We start from the raw sequence: 15765 nt of genomic DNA, 5'->3' as shown, positions 1-15765 counted from the left end.
CCCTCCAGGAACGGCATTGCCGGTTATTGGTGACGCGTGGTGCGGCGATACGGACAAAGAGGAGCAAGCCATCTGCGACGCGGACAACCGCGCCGCTACGAACGGGTCATGCTGGAATCGCGCACGACCAGCTCCGGAATCAAGGTCTGCCGCTGCATGTCGTCGGCGTCGGGGCGGTCGATCAACTGCAGCAGACGGCTCATCGCCTGCGCACCAAGCCCGGCGATGCTGACCCGCATCGTGGTAAGGGACGGATGAACGAAGCGCGCCAGCGGGATGTCGTCGAAGCCGGCCAGGGCGACGTCGTCGGGCACGCGCACGCCGGCCTGGGCGAAGGCGTACAGACAGCCGAGCGCGGCCATGTCGTTGGCGGCGAACACCGCGTCCGGCAGCGTGCCGGCCTGCAGCATCGCCTGCCCCGCGCGATGGCCGGAGGCTTCGTCGAACTGGCCGGGAAACTCCTGGCCCTGCGCCTGGCCCGGATGCGCGGCGATGGCGTCGCGAAACCCGCGCAGGCGTTCGCGCGCATCGAAGTTCAGTTCCGGACCGCCGACGAAGGCGATGCGGCGATGGCCCATCGCCAGCAGGTGCTCGGTCATCGCCACCGCGCCGGCGTGATCGTCGATGCTCAGCAGCGGATACTCGGCGCCGGGCAGATAGGTGTTGATCAACACCGTCGGCAGCGCCTGCGGCAGATTGTCGGTGAGGAAGCCGGGCCGCTCGGCGTACGGCGACAGCACCAGCAGGCCGTCCACGCGCCCGCGCATCGCGCGCAGTGCGCGGCCCTGCTCTTCCGGATCGCCGTGGTAGCTGGACACCAGCAGGTGCTGGCGGCGCGCGCGCGCGGCGCCGTCGATGCCGCGGATCAACTCGGAGAAGAACTCGCCGTACAGGTCCGGCAGCACCACGCCCACGGTCTGGGTGCGGCGGCTGCTGAGGCTGCGCGCGGCCGCGTGCGGGCTGTAGCGCAGGCGCTCGGCCACTTCCAGGACCAGCGTGCGCACCGGCTCGGCGACGTTCTCGTGCCCGTTGAGCGCACGCGACACCGTGGCCACGGATACCCGGGCCTCGCGTGCGACATCTTTGATGGTGACCGCGCTCTTCGCCATCGTGCCGCCCTCCGCGGCCGAGACATTGAGAAACTGGCACGGACTGTAATCGTTTTCAGGGCGAGGCAGAAGCTTTTTGTTATTTCTTCAATAAAAATATTTGGATTCAATCACTTGAACGAAAGCGAACTCGGCAGAACCATGACGCATCGCAACATGATCATGGCCTGGATTGCGCGCTTCGCCGCCGCGTTTCGCCGTTTTGGCAGGCCTGCACCGCGTTTTGCGCCGCGGCGGCGGCGGTCATGCCGCGTCGCGCGGCGCCTCGGCACGGATCGACAGCGCATGGATGTCGGTCTGCATCATCGCGCCGAGCGCGGCATAGACCGCGCGGTGCCGGGCCAGCGGCGCCATGCCGGCGAAGGCGGCGCTGACGATGCGGACATTGAAATGCCCGCGCCCGTCGCGCGCGCCGGCATGGCCGGCATGGCGGTGGCTGTCGTCCTCGACCTCCAGCGCCTGCGGCGCGAACACGGCCTGCAGCGCGGCGCGGATGCGCTCGACCCGGCCCGCGGCCGCCTGGCTCATCGCCGCCTCCGTCACGGCGGGCCCGCTCATGGCAAGGTCTTCCGGAACGGCCGCACCTCGACCCGCGCATACACCCCCGCAGCCACGTACGGATCGGCCTCGGCCCAGGCCCGGGCCTGCTCCAGCGCGTCGAACGCGGCGACCACCAGGCTGCCGCTGAAGCCGGCCGGCCCCGGATCCTCGGCGTCGATCGCCGGGCACGGACCGGCCAGCAGCAAGCGCCCGGCCTCCTGCAGCGCCACCAGCCGGGCCAGGTGCGCCGGCCGCGCCGCCGCCCGCCGCGGCAGCGCATCGGCGCCGTCGTATCCCTCGATCACGTACCACATACCGCCACCTGCCCTTCGCTTGCGTATGAACTCCGCACCATTCTAGCGCCACGGCGCTGGACACCGACCCGGCCGGCGCATTACCCTTGGTTCCATTGCACGCGGCCAGATGCAGCGGCCCGTCGGTGATTGGCGTCCCAGCCCCTTCCGACGACCGATTCGCTGCCCGACACCGCCCGCGCAGACGTCCTCCTCAAGCTGTTCCGTCGCCGCGACGCGTGCGGCGTACGCCTTGTGTCCTGTTTGAAGTGTGGCTCGCGTTGCGGGGATGACGCGACATGCAACCGTAGTCCTGCAGGCAAGGCGCCGCGCCGGATCGCCCCTGCCCGGCCCTTCGCTACCGCAACACCCGATGTCCCTGATCGCCAACTGATGACCTCCGAACTCGCGCTCGCCGCGAACCCGCCAATCCAGCCGACCGCGCCACAGCAGCAGGAAATGCCGCTGGCGGTGGTGCATGGGCAACCGGTCCTGCAGATCCCGCAGGACCTGTACATCCCGCCGGATGCGCTGGAAGTGATCCTGGATGCGTTCGAAGGCCCGCTGGACCTGCTGCTGTACCTGATCCGCCGACAGAACCTGGACATCCTCGACATCCCCGTCGCCGAGATCACCCGGCAGTACGTGGACTACATCAACGTGATGCAGGAGCTGCGTTTCGAGCTGGCCGCCGAATACCTGGTGATGGCCGCGATCCTGGCCGAGATCAAGTCGCGGATGCTGCTGCCGCGGCCGCCGGCGCAGGAAGGCGAGGAAGCCGACCCGCGCGCCGAGCTGGTCCGCCGTTTGCAGGAGTACGAACGCTTCAAGCAGGCCGCCGAGGACATCGACGCGCTGCCGCGGCAGGACCGCGACACCACGCCGGTGCAGGCGCACGTGCCCGACCGCGCCGCGGTGAAGCTGCCGCCGCCGGTGGAGCTGAAGGAAATGCTGCTGGCGCTGTACGACGTGCTCAAGCGCGCCGAGCTGTTCAGCGGCCACGCGATCAAGCGCGAGGCGCTGAGCGTGCGGCAGCGGATGGGCGAGGTGCTGAGCCGGCTGGACGACGGCAGGTTCTACCGATTCGAATCGCTGTTCAGCGCCGAGGAAGGCAAGCTCGGCGTGCTGGTCACCTTCCTGGCCTTGCTGGAACTGGCCAAGGAACAGCTGCTGGACATCGTCCAGGAGCCGATGGATCAGGTCGTGCGCAACGGCGAACGGCTGCCGCTGGCGCCGATCTACGTCAAGTCGCTGGCGCTGGGCAACACCAACGAACCGCTGCAGTTCAACAGCGAGTTCGACGATACCGACGCCGCCAACGACCCTACCTGAGTCCACCAAGACCCACTTACGCATGGATCAAGCGCTGATCAACCGCATCGTCGAGGCCGCCCTGCTCGCCGCCAACCAACCGCTGCCGCTGGCCCAGCTGCACGGCCTGTTCGCCGAGGACGCGCCGGCGCCGCCGGGCAGCATCGAGCGTGCGCTGGAGCAGCTGCGCGAGGCCTGCGCCGGGCGCGGCGTGGAACTGGTGGAAGTGGCCTCGGGCTTCCGCTACCAGGTCAACAGCGAGGTACACCCGTGGGTGGCGCGGCTGTGGACCGAACGCAAGACCCGCTATACCCGCGCCACCCTGGAGACCCTGGCGCTGATCGCCTACCGCCAGCCGATCACCCGCGGCGAGATCGAGCAGGTGCGCGGCGTGGCGGTCAGCAGCAACATCATCCAGGCATTGGAAGAGCGCGAATGGATCCGCGTGGTCGGCCACCGCGACGTACCCGGCAAGCCGGCGCTGTTCGGCACCACCAAGGGCTTCCTGGATTATTTCGGACTCAAGCGCCTGGACGAACTGCCGCCGCTGTCGGAACTGAAGGACATCGGCGAGCTGGAACCGCAACTGCAGCTGGACCGCGACACGCTGCCGGTCGGCGACCTGGCCCAGGCCGGAGATGCCGCCCCGGCGGCGGACGCGGACACGGACGAAGCGCCGCCCGCCGAGGCGGGCGACGACGAGGACGAGGCGGCAGCCAACCTGGACGCAGCACAGGCCGATACCGCGAACGGGACCGCCGCTGCGGACGCCACTGCCGCGACGGACAGCGATACCGATACGGACACCGACACCGATGCAGACGCCGCCATGGCGGATGCCTCGGCTGCCGATACCGCCCCGACGGGCGAACCCGAAGCCGCGCCGGGAGAGCGCGCGGCGGATGCGAACGAAGCCGAAGACAACGCCGTCGCGACGACGACCGTGGCTGTTGACGATGCCGATTCCGAACCACAGGCCGACGCAGCCCGCGCCGGCCGGAGCCAAGTAAATGAGTGACACCTCCCGCAAGCTGTCGTTGAACAAGCTCTCGCTCAAGCGCGATGCCGCCGGCGAGCAGCCGAAACTGGAAGAACGCCTGCACAAGGTCCTGGCGCAGGCCGGCCTGGGGTCGCGCCGCGCGCTGGAGCAGCGCATCGCCGACGGCCTGGTCAAGGTCAACGGCGAGGTCGCGCAGACCGGCATGTCGGTCAAGAGCGGCGACAGGATCGAGCTGGACGGCCGCAGCTTCGTCGCCAGCGCGCTGACCGAGCCGGCGCGCGTGCTGATCTACAACAAGCCCGAAGGCGAAGTGACCACGCGCGAGGATCCCGAAGGCCGCCCGACCATCTTCGAGGCGCTGCCGGCGCTGAAGGGCGCGCGCTGGATCGCGATCGGCCGCCTGGACATCAACACCACCGGCCTGCTGCTGCTGACCACCGATGGCGAGATGGCCAACGCGATGATGCATCCGTCCTACGAGATCGAGCGCGAATACGTGGTGCGCGTGCGCGCCCCGGAAGGCGAGGACAAGGTGCCCGACAGCATGGTCGAGCGCCTGTCGCGCGGGGTCCTGCTGGAGGACGGCAGCGCCAAGTTCGACGAGATCGAGCGCATCGGCGGTACCGATTCGCACGACTGGTTCCGCGTGGTGGTCAAGGAAGGCCGCAACCGCGAAGTACGCCGGTTGTGGGAATCGCAGGGCTGCCAGGTCAGCCGCCTCAAGCGCACCCGCTACGGCAAGGTGAGTCTGCCGCGCGAGCTGCTGCGCGGGCAGTCGCTGGAACTGGTGCAGGACAAGGTCGAGGCGCTGCGCGCCGAACTGAAGCTGGAAGAAGGCACGCCGTCGGCGCTGACCCTGCAGCCGGTGATCGGCCAGCGCAAGGCGGCCAAGGCCACCGTGCAGGTCGGTCGCGGCGGCAACGCCTACGTCAACGGCCACAACGTCGCCGACGAAGGCCGCGAGCTGCGCCGCTTCGACAACTTCCGCGAGGACCGCGGCCGCGGCGGCAAGAAGCCGTACGGCGGGCTGACCGTCAGCGGCGAGATGGCCGCCAAGCAGGCGCAAAAGCCGTTCAAGCAGCGCAGCCCGAAGGGTCCCAAGCCGCTGCCGGACGGCAACCCCGCCGCGTTCCGCACCTGGTACGTGCCCGACGGCGTCAGCACCGGCCCGACCGGCCACCGCAACGCCGGTCCCGCGTCCCGCGGCGGCCCGGGTCAGGGCCAAGGCCAGGGCCGTCCCTACGGCAAGCCGCGCCCCGCCGGTGCCGGTGCCGGTGCCGGTGCCGGTGCCGGCCAGGGCGCAGGCCAGGGCCGCGGCCAGGGTCAGCGCAAGGCGCACCCGTACGGGCATCCGGGCAATGCGCCCAGCTTCCCGTCCGACCACGCCAATCCCGGTTTCAGCCCCTACGGCGCCGCGCCGCGTCCGTCCGGCCCGCGCGCCGACGGGCAGAAGCGCGGCCCGGGCGGCCCGGGTGCTCGCCCGGCCGGCAATCGCCCCGGCGGCGGGCGTCCGGGCGGTGGCGGCCGCCCCGGCGGTGGCGGCAACCGCGGTCCACGCGGCGGCGGCTGAGTCCACGCGGCCGGCGCGCAGCGCCGGTCGCGCCAGCCAAGACCAAGGGCGCCTGCGCATGCGGCGCCCTTTTTGCTGGGCGCAGTTCCGGTATCCGGCGTGCGCCTCGGCATTCCGGTCGCTATGGCCGGCTACGCGGACAAGCCGATGCACGGATCGAACTGCCCGCGGCGGCGGCGGACGAGGATCACGCGCCGGCTATCGCCGCAGCCTGGCTCTGGACTGCGGGTCGCACGTGCTGGCGCGCTTGGCGAAGCGCCTGGGTGGCGCGCTGTGCGAGGAGACGTGCGCCGCGCAGGATGCGAGGGACGAACCGCAGACACGCCACGCGGCGTTGTGCAGGTCGGCAATGCAATCTGGTGGAAGTGCGGCCCTTCGACACGGCCGCCTTATGCCACCGCCACGTGCGCTGCATGCGCGCGGCGCGCGAAGCCGATATCCTGGGCGGCCTTGCTGCCGCTCCTCGGCGGCGCATCCACCAATCAGGATTTCCCCATGTCACGGAAGATACTGCTGCCCCTGTTGATCGCCGCCGTGCTGAGCCTGGGCGCCTGCAAGAAGGTGCAGGAAGAAGTCGCCGCCGCGCAGAACCCCTACCCCAGGAGCTCGCCGTTGCACGCGCCGTTCGACCGCATGCTGCGCAAGCTGGTCAACGATCCGCGCTATGTCGCGCTGCTCAAGCAGGGCGACAAGGCGCAGGCGCAGCGAACCGGCTTCGAACTGGCGCAGAAGGGCATCGCGCGGCTGGACCATGCCGCGCTGGAACAGCGCCTGGAAATCCTTGCCGCGGTCAGCGAAAAGGTGGAGGTGCCCGCATGCGCGCTACTGGCGCGCGGCGGCAACCCGAACGCGGCGCAGGCGATGAGTGCGGCGATGCTGCAGGGCCTGGAGACGCTGCCGCCGGCGCAGATCGACCAATGGTTCGAGATTTCGCTCAAGGCGACCGACGCGCAGCTGAGCAATACGCCGCCGCAGACGGTGGCGCCGGCCGATGTCCAAGCGGCGATGACCAGCCTGATCGCCGCCCTGCCCTCCGACCAGCAGCAACGCCTGCTGAAGGTGCTGCCGCAGATGGCGCAGGCCAGCGACGAAGACGCGTGCTGGGCCGCGCGTACGCTTTACAAGCAAACCCTGGCCACCAAGGAACCGGTGCGCGGCCAGTTGGCCTGGGTGTTCGCTCAACAGTGAGCGGACCTGCCGGCGCTGCGGCCTCCTTCGGGAAGCCGCAGCGCCCTGGCGCCGCTGCGATCGCAGACGGCGCCGCGCGGTTCAGCGCCGCTCGATGGTGAAACCGCCGACCGCTACGCCCAGGTCCCAGCCCTTGCCGGTGCCGGCCAGGGCCAGCGAGATATCGCCCTTGGTCATGACCTGCGCGTCGGAGGACTTGGCCGCGCCGGCATGCGCCTCGGCGGTCGCGTAGGTGCCGAACAGGTCGTTGAGGGTGTAGGCGCCGGTGAACCGGCCGCGGCCATCGACGATCTTCGACTTGCCCACGGTCAGGCCGCCGCCCTTGGTACGGATCTTGACCCGGATGCTGGCGCCGTTGTCGCAGGTGATGGTGCCGGTGCCGCTGGCGGTCTTGTAGAACACCGACCAGCCGGACAGGTTGAAGCGAAGCTGGCAATCGATGTTGCCGGCGGCATGCGCCTGCGGCATGAAGGCGATGCCGGCGAGCAGCGCGGCGGTGGTCAACAATGTGTTGCGCATGGCGACGCTCCGCGGATGGGAAAACCGCGCCAAGCATAGCAGCACGCCTGCATGACCTGTCACGGTGCGCCGACCGCAATGGCGCCATTCAGCGATCGGCGTTCGCCGCGCCCAGGGTGAAGGCGTCGGCGTCGAGCATCGCCGGGAAGCGCGCGCGGTGCGCGGCCAGCGCCGCCGCCGAGATCGTGGTGGTGGCCACCTGCTCGCGCTCGCGGATCTCCAGTTGCGGCTGGCCGAGGAAGTCGATCACCGCGCTGTCGCCGGCATAGTGCAGGCCGTTGCCGTCCTCGCCCACCCGGTTGACCGCGGCCACGAAGCACAGGTTCTCGATCGCGCGCGCGCGCAGCAGCGTGCGCCACGGATAGGCGCGCGCCGACGGCCAGTTGGCGACGAACAGCTGCAGGTCGAAATCCAGCTGGCCCGGGCGCTCGACGTCGTAGCGGTTGCGGCAGAACACCGGGAAGCGCAGGTCGTAGCAGACCTGCGGATTGATCCGCCAGCCCTTCCACTCCACGCACAGCCGCTCGCGCCCGGCGGCATAGCGCTGGTGCTCGTTGGCATAGCGGAACAGGTGGCGCTTGTCGTAGTGCTGCAGTGCGCCGTCGGGCGTGGCCCACAGCAGGCGATTGAAGACCTTGGCCGCGCCGTCCTCGCCGGGCACGCGCAACTGCACGCTGCCGGTCACCGCCGCGCCCAGCCGCGCCGCCTGTTCGCGGATCCAGGCCACGGTCGGCCCGTCCATGCCCTCGGCCTGGTCCAGCGCCTCGTTGGAGAAACCGCTGGTGAAGGTCTCCGGCAGGATCACCAGATCGGTAGCCCCGGCCAGCGGCGCCAGCAGTTCGGCGTAGTGCGCGCGATTGCCGGCCGGATCGTGCCAGCGGGTGTCGCCTTGGATCAGGGAGATGCGGAGGTCGTTCATTGCCGGGAATCGGGAAAGGAGAATAGGGAATGGGCACAGGCTAAGCGCAACAGCCGCTTTTCACCATTCCCCATTCCCGTTTCCCCATTCCCAACGGCTGCGCGCGCCTACAGCGCGCGAAGCCGTTCGATCGCCGCATCCAGCGTCGCTGCGTTCTTGGCGAAGCACAGCCGGGCCAGGCGCTGGCCTGGCGGCGGGGTCTGGTAGAACGGCGACAGCGGGATCGCGGCCACGCCCTTCTCGATGGTCAACCACTTCACGAACTCGGTGTCGGGCAGGTCGCTGATGGCCGAGTAATCGACCAACTGGAAGTAGCCGCCCGGCACAGGTAATGGCTTCAGCCGGGTGCTCAGCAGCTGTTCGCGGAAGCGGTCGCGCTTGGCCTGGTAGAACGCGCCCAACTGCTCGTCGTGCTCGGGTTCGTCGCGGATCATCGCGGCGAAGGCGTACTGGGCCGGGCCGAAGCTGGTGAAGGTGTTGTACTGGTGGACCTTGCGGAACTCGGCGCTGAGCGCCGGCGGCGCGATCGCGTAGCCGATCTTCCAGCCGGTGCAGTGGTAGGTCTTGCCGAAGCTGGAGACGACGAAGGCGCGTTCGCGCAGCTCCGGCCAGCGCAGCACCGATTCGTGGCGGCGGCCGTCGAACACGATGTGCTCGTAGACCTCGTCGGAGATCAGGAAGATGTCGCTGCCGCGCAGCAGCTCGGCCACCGCCTGCAGGTCGGCGGCGCCAAGCATCGCCCCGGACGGGTTGTGCGGGCTGTTGAGGATCAGCAGCCGCGTGCGCGGGGTGATCGCCGCGCGTACCCGCTCCCAGTCCACCGCGAAAGTCTGCGGGTCCAGCGGCACGTGCACCGCGCGCGCCCCGGCCAGGTCGATCGCCGGCTCGTAGCTGTCGTAGGCCGGATCCAGCACGATCACTTCCTCGCCCGGCCGCACCACCGCGTGGATGGCGTTGAACAGCGCCTCGGTGGCGCCGCTGGTCACGGTGACCTCGGTGTCGGCATCGACCTGCGCGCCGTAGCAGCGCAGCGCCTTGCCGGCGATCGCCTGGCGCAACACAGGCACCCCGGTCATCGGCGGATACTGGTTGTGGCCCTCGCGCATCGCCTGGGCGAGCGTGTCGATCAGCCGCGCCGGCGCGGCGAAGTCGGGAAAGCCCTGGCCCAGGTTGACCGCGCCGTGCTCGGCGGCCAGTTGCGACATCACGGTGAAGATAGTGGTGCCCACCTTGGGCAGCTTGGTCTGCGGGTGCATGCGTCGGCGATGTGGACGGGAAAGCGCCGAGTGTACGCAAAGCCGCCTGCCGGCGATGCGTCGCCGTCGCCAAAACAGCGTTCCCCGTGCGGCGTGCGGCATGCGGCATGGCGGCGGTCCCACGGATACGGCCGTCACCACGGCTGCGCCGGCGCCGGGCGGCCGCATGCCGATACAATGCGCGGCTCCCGCCCGCTACCGCCTGCCGCCGCGCCGTCCCGCTGCGGCCCTTTCGCCGATGACCGATCCGCTGCATTCCCCGCCGCCGCTGCTGGCCGCGCACGCGCTCACCTTCGCCCGCGACGCCGCCGCCGTGTTCGGTCCGCTGGATTTCCACCTCGATGCGGGCGAGGCGCTGCTGGTGCAGGGCGACAACGGCGCCGGCAAGACCACCCTGCTGCGGGTGCTGGTCGGGCTACTGCGCGCCGAGGCCGGGCGCATCGAGATCGACGGCCACCCGGTGCGCCGCGGCGACCGCGCGCGCTACATGGCCTACCTGGGCCACCTGGGCGCGTTGAAGGCGGACCTGAGCACGCTGGAGAACCTGCACTACCTGTGCGGCCTGCAGGGCCGCCGGGCCAAGCAGATGCCGGGCAGCGCGCTGGCCATCGTCGGCCTGGCCGGCTACGAGGACACGCTGGTGCGGCAGCTGTCGGCCGGGCAGAAGAAGCGCCTGGCGTTGGCCCGGGTATGGCTGTCGCCGGCGCCGCTGTGGCTGCTCGACGAGCCCTACGCCAACCTCGACCTGGACGGCATCACCCTGGTCAACCGGATGATCGCCGCGCACCTGCGCAGCGGCGGCGCGGCGCTGGTCACCACCCATGGCGCCTACGCCGCGCCGCCGGTGCGCACGCGCATGCTGCGCCTGAGCGGAGTGGCCGCATGAGCCTGGCCGCGCCGCTGCCCTCGTTGTGGCAGGCCACCCGCGCGCTGCTGCTGCGCGATCTGCGCCTGCTGTGGCGGCGCCGCGGCGATGCGCTGCAGCCGGCGCTGTTCGCGCTGCTGATCGTGGCCTTGTTCGCGCTGGCGCTGGGCAACCAGCCGCGCCTGCTCGGCGAGGTCGCCGGGGCCGCGCTGTGGCTGGCGGCGCTGCTGGCCGGACTGCTGGCGCTGGACAGCCTGTTCCGCGGCGATGCCGAGGACGGCTCGCTGGAACAGTGGCTGCTGGCGCCGGTGCCGCTGGCCTGGCTGGTGCTGGTGCGGGTGCTGCTGCACTGGCTGACCAGCGCGCTGCCGCTGCTCGTGGCCACGCCGCTGCTCGGCGAATTGCTGCACCTGCCGCATGACCGCATGCCGGTGCTGCTGGCATCGTTGGCGCTGGGCACGCCGCTGCTGAGCCTGATCGGCGCGGTGGTGGCGGCGCTGACGGTGAGCATGAAGCGCGCCGGGATCCTGGTCGCGCTGCTGGCACTGCCGCTGTACGTGCCGGTGCTGGTGTTCGGCGCCGGCAGCGTGGCCGCCGCGGCGCAGGGCCTGGACCCCGGCGGCGGCCTGCTGCTGCTGGCGGCCGGGCTGGTGCTGGGCCTGGTGCTGGCGCCGCTGGCGGCGGCGGCGGCGATCCGGATCTCGTTGAGCTGAGCGTCTGGGTGCAGCGTCCGCGCAGCGCGCGTCGTACCATCTGGTCTATTGGTGAACCCTTGTCGCCGCACCGAAACAAGCCTCCCGCCCGCTACAATCGACCGCATGTCCTCCGTCGCCCGCTGGTTCCACCAACTGGGTTCGCCGCCCGCCTTCGACCGCTTCGCCGCGCGCTGGACGCCGTGGTGCTACCTGGCCGCGCTACTGCTGGGTGCGCTGGGGATCTGGCAGGCGCTGTTCGTGGTGCCGGCCGACCGCTTGCAGAGCGACGCCTTCCGCATCCTCTACATCCACGTGCCCAGCGCCTGGATGAGCCTGTTCGTGTTCGGGCTGATGGCGCTGTACGCGGCGATCGCGCAGGTATGGCGGATCAAGCTGTGCGAGGTGCTGGCGATGGCCTGCGCGCCGATCGGCGCCGCCTTCACCATGATCACCCTGCTGACCGGCAGCATCTGGGGCAAGCCGATGTGGGGCGCCTGGTGGGACTGGGACCCGCGCCTGACCACCGAGCTGATCCTGTTGTTCCTGTACATCGGGGTGATGGGCCTGTACCTGGCGATCGAGGACCGCCGCAACGCCGCGCGCGCGGCCGGGCTGCTGGCCATCGTCGGCGTGGTGCTGCTGCCGGTGATCCGCTATTCGGTGGTGTGGTGGAATTCGCTGCACCAGGGCCAGACCATCCGCCTGTTCGGCCAGTCGAGCATGGATCCGAGCATGCTGCCGCCGCTGTGGCTGATGCTGGCGGCGACCAAGTTCTGGTTCGCCGGCTCGCTGCTGGCGCGTGCGCGCGCCGACAACCTGCGCCGCGAGGCCGGCAAGGACTGGGTGGCGAAACTGGCGGAGACGCGCGCATGAACTATCTGCCCTACGTGATCGGCGCCTATGCGGTGTTCGTTGGCGTGCTGCTGGCCGACTTCGTGCTGGCGCGGCTGCAGTTGCGCGGCGTGTTGCGCGCGGCGCGGCGGCGCGCGCAGCGCAAGCAGCGCCCCAAGGCCGACCCGGCCACGCTGGACCTGAGCCGATGACCCCGCAGCGCAAGCGCCGCCTGCTGCTGCTGATGGTGCTGGTGCTGGCCGCGGGCCTGGCCACCACGCTGGTGGCGATGGCCCTGCAGCGCAATACCGCCTACCTGTACACCCCGGCCGAAGTGCTGGCCGGCAAGACCGGCGAGCACGCGCGCTTCCGCCTCGGCGGCATGGTCGAGAAAGGCTCGTTCCAGCGCGCGCCCGGTTCGCTGCTGGCGCGGTTCCGGGTCACCGACGGCGACGCGCAGCTGACCGTCAGCTACGACCGGATCCTGCCCGACCTGTTCCGCGAGGGCCAGGCGGTGGTGGCCACCGGGCGCATGCGCGCGGGCGTGTTCGTGGCCGAGGACGTGCTGGCCAAGCACGACGAGACCTACATGCCCAAGGAACTGGCCGACAAGATGGGCAGTGCGCATCGCAAGCACGCTGTGCCCGCCGCCGCGGCAACGGAAGTGCGCTAGGTGCTACCGGAACTCGGGCAAGTCCTGCTGATCCTGGCCCTGCTCGCCGCGCTGCTGCAGGCGGCGCTGCCGCTGGCCGGTGCGCAGCGCGGCGACGCGCGCTGGATGGCGGTGGCGCGGCCGGCGGCGTTCGCGCAGCTGGCGCTGGTCGCCGGCGCCTTCGCGGTGCTGACCCATGCGTTCCTGGTGCAGGATTTCTCGGTCGCCTACGTAGCCGAGAATTCCAACTCGCTGCTGCCGCTGGTGTACCGCTATTCGGCGGTATGGGGCGCGCACGAAGGCTCGCTGCTGCTGTGGACGCTGATCCTGGCGCTGTGGACCGGGGCGGTGGCGCTGTGCTCGCGCAGCCTGCCGGCGCCGGTGGTGGCGCGGGTGATCGGCACGCTGGCACTGGTCAGCCTGGGCTTCCTGGCATTCCTGCTGTTCACCTCCAACCCGTTCGCACGGCTGCTGCCGGCGCCGCTGGAAGGGCGCGATCTCAATCCGCTGCTGCAGGACCCGGGCCTGGTGATCCATCCGCCGCTGCTGTATGCCGGCTACGTCGGCTTCGCGGTGCCGTTCGCGTTCGCGATCGCCGCGCTGTTGGATGGCCATGTCGATGCGCGCTGGCTGCGCTGGACGCGGCCGTGGACCAACGTGGCCTGGGGCTTCCTGACCATCGGCATCGCCCTGGGCAGCTGGTGGGCCTACTACGAGCTGGGCTGGGGCGGCTGGTGGTTCTGGGACCCGGTGGAGAACGCCAGCTTCATGCCGTGGCTGGCCGGCGCGGCGCTGCTGCATTCGCAGGCGGTGACCGAGAAGCGCGGCAGCTTCACCGCGTGGACGCTGCTGCTGGCGATCGCCGCGTTCTCGCTGTCGCTGCTGGGCACCTTCCTGGTGCGCTCGGGGGTGCTGACCAGCGTGCATTCGTTCGCCGCCGATCCCGGCCGCGGCCTGTTCATCCTGGTGTTCCTGAGCCTGATCTGCGGCGGCGCGCTGCTGCTGTACGCGCTGCGCGGCGGACGCGTCGGCGCCAGCGCCGGCGATGCGCGCCAGCGCTTCGCCGGGTCCTCGCGCGAGACCCTGCTGCTGGTCAACAACCTGCTGCTGACCTGCGCCTGCGCGATGGTGCTGCTGGGCACGCTGTATCCGCTGCTGGCCGACGCGCTGGGGCTGGGCAAGCTGTCGGTCGGCCCGCCCTACTTCGGCACCTTGTTCGTGGTGCTGATGGCGCCGCTGGTGGCGCTGCTGCCGTTCGGCCCGCTGACCCGCTGGCAGCGCGAACAGCCGTCGCGGCCGCTGGCGCTGCTGGCGCCGTGGGCCGCACTGGCCCTGCTGGCCGGCGTGCTCGGCTTCTTCCTGGCGCCGCAGGGAGCGTGGAAGAGCGCTGCCGGCGTGGCCGGCGCGGCCTGGGTGCTGCTCGGCACCGCGCGCTTCGTGTGGAGCCGCTTCCAGCTCAAGGGTAGCCGCTTCACCGCCGAGATGCTGGGCATGACCCTGGCCCACGGCGGTCTCGCCGTGTTCCTGGCCGGTGCGCTGCTGGTCGAGGCGCTGGACCAGCAGCGCGAAGTGGCGCTGGCGCCGGGGCAGAGCGTGCAAATGGGCCGCTACCGCTTTGAGTTCCAGAGCCTGGAGCAGACCCGCGGCCCCAACTACGTGTCCGAACGCGCGCGCATGCAGGTGCTGCGCGACGAGCGCCCGCTGGCGCTGCTGCACCCGGAAAAGCGCGTCTACGCCAGCGGCGGGCAGAGCCTGAGCGAGGCCGGCATCCACCCCGGCCTGTTCGGCGACGTCTATATCGCCCTGGGCGAACCGCTCGGCGGCAACGCCTGGGCGATGCGCCTGCATGTCAAACCGTTCGTGCGCTGGATCTGGCTCGGCGCGGCGCTGATGGCGCTGGGCGGCTTCGTCACCGCCAGCGACCGGCGCTTCCGTCGTTCCCCGGAGAAATCCTGATGTCCGCTCCTGCTCCGCGTCGCCTGCCGCTCGCCGCCATCGTGCTCGGTGCGCTGTTCTTGCTCGGCCTGCTGGCGCTGATGTTCTATGCGGTGCAGCGTTCCGGCGTGGCCGATCGCGATGCGTTGCCGTCGGCGCTGATCGGCAAGCCGGCGCCGGCGTTCGAGCTACCGGTGCTGCACGATGCGTCGATCCGCGTGCGCAGCGCCGAACTGCGCGGCGCGCCGTACGTGCTCAACGTGTGGGGCAGCTGGTGCCCGGCCTGCCGCGAGGAACACCCGGTGCTGACCCGCTTCGCGCTGACCAAGCGCGTGCGCGTGATCGGTTACGACTGGAAGGACACCCGGCAAGACGCGCTGCACTGGCTGGAGCAGTTGGGCAATCCGTTCTTCGCGGTGCTGTTCGATCCGGACGGGCGCACCGCGATCGACTGGGGCGTGGCCGCGGCGCCGGAAACCTTCCTGGTCGACGCGCACGGCGTGGTGCGCTGGAAGCATTCCGGCGCATTGACCGACCGGATCGTGCAGGACGAACTACTGCCGGCGCTGCTGCAGGCCGAACGCGATGCGCCGGCGTCCCCACAGGGCCGGGCCGCACCGTGATGCGCCGCCGGTATGCGCCGCTGCTGCCGTTGCTGCTGCTCGCGCTGGCGTGGGCGGGACAGGTGTGCGCGCAGCCGGTGGCCGATCCGACCCCACTGGCCTACCGCTCCGCGGCCGAGGAAGCGCGCTTCCATGCGCTGACCGCCGAGCTGCGCTGCGTGCAGTGCCAGAACCAGTCGCTGGCCGACTCGCACGCGCAGATTGCGCTGGACCTGCGCCGCGAAGTACTGCACCTGATGCAGCAGGGGCGTTCGGACGCACAGATCAAGCGCTTCCTGGTCGATCGCTACGGCGAGTTCGTGCTGTACCGGCCGCAGGTGGAAGCGCGCACCTGGCTGCTGTGGTTCGGCCCGCTGGCGCTGCTCGGCGCCGGTGCGCTGCTGGTGGTCTGGGTGGTGCGCCGCCGCGCGCCGGCCGCCGCTGCGCCGCCGGCGCAGGAGGAACAGGAATGGTGAGCCG

The 15765-nt window shown here is 70.6% G+C and carries 18 protein-coding genes; 12 read left to right on the top strand and 6 right to left on the bottom strand.

From position 1 onward, the window contains the following. Positions 1-95: 95 nt before the first annotated feature. From FZ025_RS17280 to FZ025_RS17270, 3 genes are all read right to left on the bottom strand, one after another. The gene (locus tag FZ025_RS17280; RefSeq protein WP_104557970.1) at positions 96-1109 is read right to left on the bottom strand and encodes a LacI family DNA-binding transcriptional regulator; all 1014 of its coding nucleotides are present in this window, start codon (positions 1107-1109) and stop codon (positions 96-98) included. Between the two features lie 243 nt (positions 1110-1352). After that, complete coding sequence (locus FZ025_RS17275) at positions 1353-1637, bottom strand: BolA family protein (protein ID WP_104557968.1); 285 nt, start codon at positions 1635-1637, stop codon at positions 1353-1355. Positions 1638-1663: 26 nt separating this feature from the next. Further along, positions 1664-1963: a YciI family protein gene (locus FZ025_RS17270; RefSeq protein WP_104557966.1), complete on the bottom strand. Its 300-nt coding sequence runs from the start codon at positions 1961-1963 to the stop codon at positions 1664-1666. A 372-nt stretch (positions 1964-2335) separates the two neighbouring features. Here FZ025_RS17270 and FZ025_RS17265 point away from each other — a divergent pair, with 372 nt between their 5' ends. From FZ025_RS17265 to FZ025_RS17250, 4 genes are all read left to right on the top strand, one after another. Then, the gene (locus tag FZ025_RS17265) at positions 2336-3274 is read left to right on the top strand and encodes a segregation and condensation protein A (protein ID WP_104557964.1); all 939 of its coding nucleotides are present in this window, start codon (positions 2336-2338) and stop codon (positions 3272-3274) included. Between the two features lie 22 nt (positions 3275-3296). Beyond that, positions 3297-4271: an SMC-Scp complex subunit ScpB gene (scpB, locus tag FZ025_RS17260; protein ID WP_104557962.1), complete on the top strand. Its 975-nt coding sequence runs from the start codon at positions 3297-3299 to the stop codon at positions 4269-4271. Further along, positions 4264-5823, top strand: a complete 1560-nt coding sequence (locus FZ025_RS17255; protein ID WP_104557960.1) for a pseudouridine synthase — start codon at positions 4264-4266, stop codon at positions 5821-5823. Before scpB ends, FZ025_RS17255 begins: the two co-directional genes overlap by 8 nt. 495 nt (positions 5824-6318) lie before the next feature. Then, on the top strand, positions 6319-7011 hold the full coding sequence (locus FZ025_RS17250) for a hypothetical protein (RefSeq protein ID WP_046980127.1): 693 nt from the start codon (positions 6319-6321) through the stop codon (positions 7009-7011). 81 nt (positions 7012-7092) lie between these two features. Here the strand turns inward: FZ025_RS17250 and FZ025_RS17245 are convergent, their stop codons facing one another. The 3 genes from FZ025_RS17245 to FZ025_RS17235 form a co-directional block, all read right to left on the bottom strand. After that, a complete protein-coding gene (locus FZ025_RS17245) occupies positions 7093-7530 on the bottom strand; it encodes a hypothetical protein (protein WP_046980128.1) in 438 nt (145 codons plus the stop codon). Positions 7531-7618: 88 nt separating this feature from the next. Beyond that, a complete protein-coding gene (locus FZ025_RS17240) occupies positions 7619-8449 on the bottom strand; it encodes an amidohydrolase (protein ID WP_046980129.1) in 831 nt (276 codons plus the stop codon). A 107-nt stretch (positions 8450-8556) separates the two neighbouring features. Further along, entirely contained in the window at positions 8557-9705 is a 1149-nt protein-coding gene (locus FZ025_RS17235) for a pyridoxal phosphate-dependent aminotransferase (protein WP_046980130.1), read from the bottom strand. Between the two features lie 238 nt (positions 9706-9943). Here FZ025_RS17235 and ccmA point away from each other — a divergent pair, with 238 nt between their 5' ends. The 8 genes from ccmA (at position 9944) to FZ025_RS17195 (ending at position 15761) form a co-directional block, all read left to right on the top strand. Further along, a complete protein-coding gene (gene ccmA / locus FZ025_RS17230) occupies positions 9944-10591 on the top strand; it encodes a heme ABC exporter ATP-binding protein CcmA (protein ID WP_046980142.1) in 648 nt (215 codons plus the stop codon). Beyond that, the gene (gene ccmB / locus FZ025_RS17225) at positions 10588-11283 is read left to right on the top strand and encodes a heme exporter protein CcmB (RefSeq protein WP_046980131.1); all 696 of its coding nucleotides are present in this window, start codon (positions 10588-10590) and stop codon (positions 11281-11283) included. Before ccmA ends, ccmB begins: the two co-directional genes overlap by 4 nt. Positions 11284-11388: 105 nt before the next feature. Beyond that, on the top strand, positions 11389-12138 hold the full coding sequence (ccmC, locus tag FZ025_RS17220; RefSeq protein WP_046980132.1) for a heme ABC transporter permease CcmC: 750 nt from the start codon (positions 11389-11391) through the stop codon (positions 12136-12138). Continuing rightward, positions 12135-12308 (top strand): heme exporter protein CcmD, encoded by a 174-nt coding sequence (gene ccmD, locus FZ025_RS17215; RefSeq protein WP_046980133.1) that lies wholly within the window; start codon positions 12135-12137, stop codon positions 12306-12308. Before ccmC ends, ccmD begins: the two co-directional genes overlap by 4 nt. Beyond that, complete coding sequence (gene ccmE, locus FZ025_RS17210) at positions 12305-12769, top strand: cytochrome c maturation protein CcmE (RefSeq protein WP_046980134.1); 465 nt, start codon at positions 12305-12307, stop codon at positions 12767-12769. Before ccmD ends, ccmE begins: the two co-directional genes overlap by 4 nt. Next, positions 12770-14704: a heme lyase CcmF/NrfE family subunit gene (locus tag FZ025_RS17205; protein ID WP_046980135.1), complete on the top strand. Its 1935-nt coding sequence runs from the start codon at positions 12770-12772 to the stop codon at positions 14702-14704. Then, positions 14704-15306 (top strand): DsbE family thiol:disulfide interchange protein, encoded by a 603-nt coding sequence (locus tag FZ025_RS17200; RefSeq protein ID WP_046980136.1) that lies wholly within the window; start codon positions 14704-14706, stop codon positions 15304-15306. Before FZ025_RS17205 ends, FZ025_RS17200 begins: the two co-directional genes overlap by 1 nt. Next, the gene (locus FZ025_RS17195) at positions 15306-15761 is read left to right on the top strand and encodes a cytochrome c-type biogenesis protein (protein WP_046980137.1); all 456 of its coding nucleotides are present in this window, start codon (positions 15306-15308) and stop codon (positions 15759-15761) included. Before FZ025_RS17200 ends, FZ025_RS17195 begins: the two co-directional genes overlap by 1 nt. Positions 15762-15765: the final 4 nt, after the last annotated feature.

The organism is Xanthomonas hyacinthi, from assembly GCF_009769165.1.
Lineage (GTDB): Bacteria > Pseudomonadota > Gammaproteobacteria > Xanthomonadales > Xanthomonadaceae > Xanthomonas_A > Xanthomonas_A hyacinthi.
The sequence above is the reverse complement of the archived record's forward strand: the minus strand, read 5'-3'. Positions and strand labels throughout refer to the sequence as shown.

What these genes read in the sequence shown, in the direction of transcription:
- FZ025_RS17280 (WP_104557970.1), bottom strand. Translation starts at nt 1,109, where the DNA reads ATGGCGAAGAGCGCGGTCACCATCAAAGATGTCGCACGCGAGGCCCGG.
- FZ025_RS17275 (WP_104557968.1), bottom strand. Translation starts at nt 1,637, where the DNA reads ATGAGCCAGGCGGCCGCGGGCCGGGTCGAGCGCATCCGCGCCGCGCTG.
- FZ025_RS17270 (WP_104557966.1), bottom strand. Translation starts at nt 1,963, where the DNA reads ATGTGGTACGTGATCGAGGGATACGACGGCGCCGATGCGCTGCCGCGG.
- FZ025_RS17265 (WP_104557964.1), top strand. Translation starts at nt 2,336, where the DNA reads ATGACCTCCGAACTCGCGCTCGCCGCGAACCCGCCAATCCAGCCGACC.
- scpB (WP_104557962.1), top strand. Translation starts at nt 3,297, where the DNA reads ATGGATCAAGCGCTGATCAACCGCATCGTCGAGGCCGCCCTGCTCGCC.
- FZ025_RS17255 (WP_104557960.1), top strand. Translation starts at nt 4,264, where the DNA reads ATGAGTGACACCTCCCGCAAGCTGTCGTTGAACAAGCTCTCGCTCAAG.
- FZ025_RS17250 (WP_046980127.1), top strand. Translation starts at nt 6,319, where the DNA reads ATGTCACGGAAGATACTGCTGCCCCTGTTGATCGCCGCCGTGCTGAGC.
- FZ025_RS17245 (WP_046980128.1), bottom strand. Translation starts at nt 7,530, where the DNA reads ATGCGCAACACATTGTTGACCACCGCCGCGCTGCTCGCCGGCATCGCC.
- FZ025_RS17240 (WP_046980129.1), bottom strand. Translation starts at nt 8,449, where the DNA reads ATGAACGACCTCCGCATCTCCCTGATCCAAGGCGACACCCGCTGGCAC.
- FZ025_RS17235 (WP_046980130.1), bottom strand. Translation starts at nt 9,705, where the DNA reads ATGCACCCGCAGACCAAGCTGCCCAAGGTGGGCACCACTATCTTCACC.
- ccmA (WP_046980142.1), top strand. Translation starts at nt 9,944, where the DNA reads ATGACCGATCCGCTGCATTCCCCGCCGCCGCTGCTGGCCGCGCACGCG.
- ccmB (WP_046980131.1), top strand. Translation starts at nt 10,588, where the DNA reads ATGAGCCTGGCCGCGCCGCTGCCCTCGTTGTGGCAGGCCACCCGCGCG.
- ccmC (WP_046980132.1), top strand. Translation starts at nt 11,389, where the DNA reads ATGTCCTCCGTCGCCCGCTGGTTCCACCAACTGGGTTCGCCGCCCGCC.
- ccmD (WP_046980133.1), top strand. Translation starts at nt 12,135, where the DNA reads ATGAACTATCTGCCCTACGTGATCGGCGCCTATGCGGTGTTCGTTGGC.
- ccmE (WP_046980134.1), top strand. Translation starts at nt 12,305, where the DNA reads ATGACCCCGCAGCGCAAGCGCCGCCTGCTGCTGCTGATGGTGCTGGTG.
- FZ025_RS17200 (WP_046980136.1), top strand. Translation starts at nt 14,704, where the DNA reads ATGTCCGCTCCTGCTCCGCGTCGCCTGCCGCTCGCCGCCATCGTGCTC.
- FZ025_RS17195 (WP_046980137.1), top strand. Translation starts at nt 15,306, where the DNA reads ATGCGCCGCCGGTATGCGCCGCTGCTGCCGTTGCTGCTGCTCGCGCTG.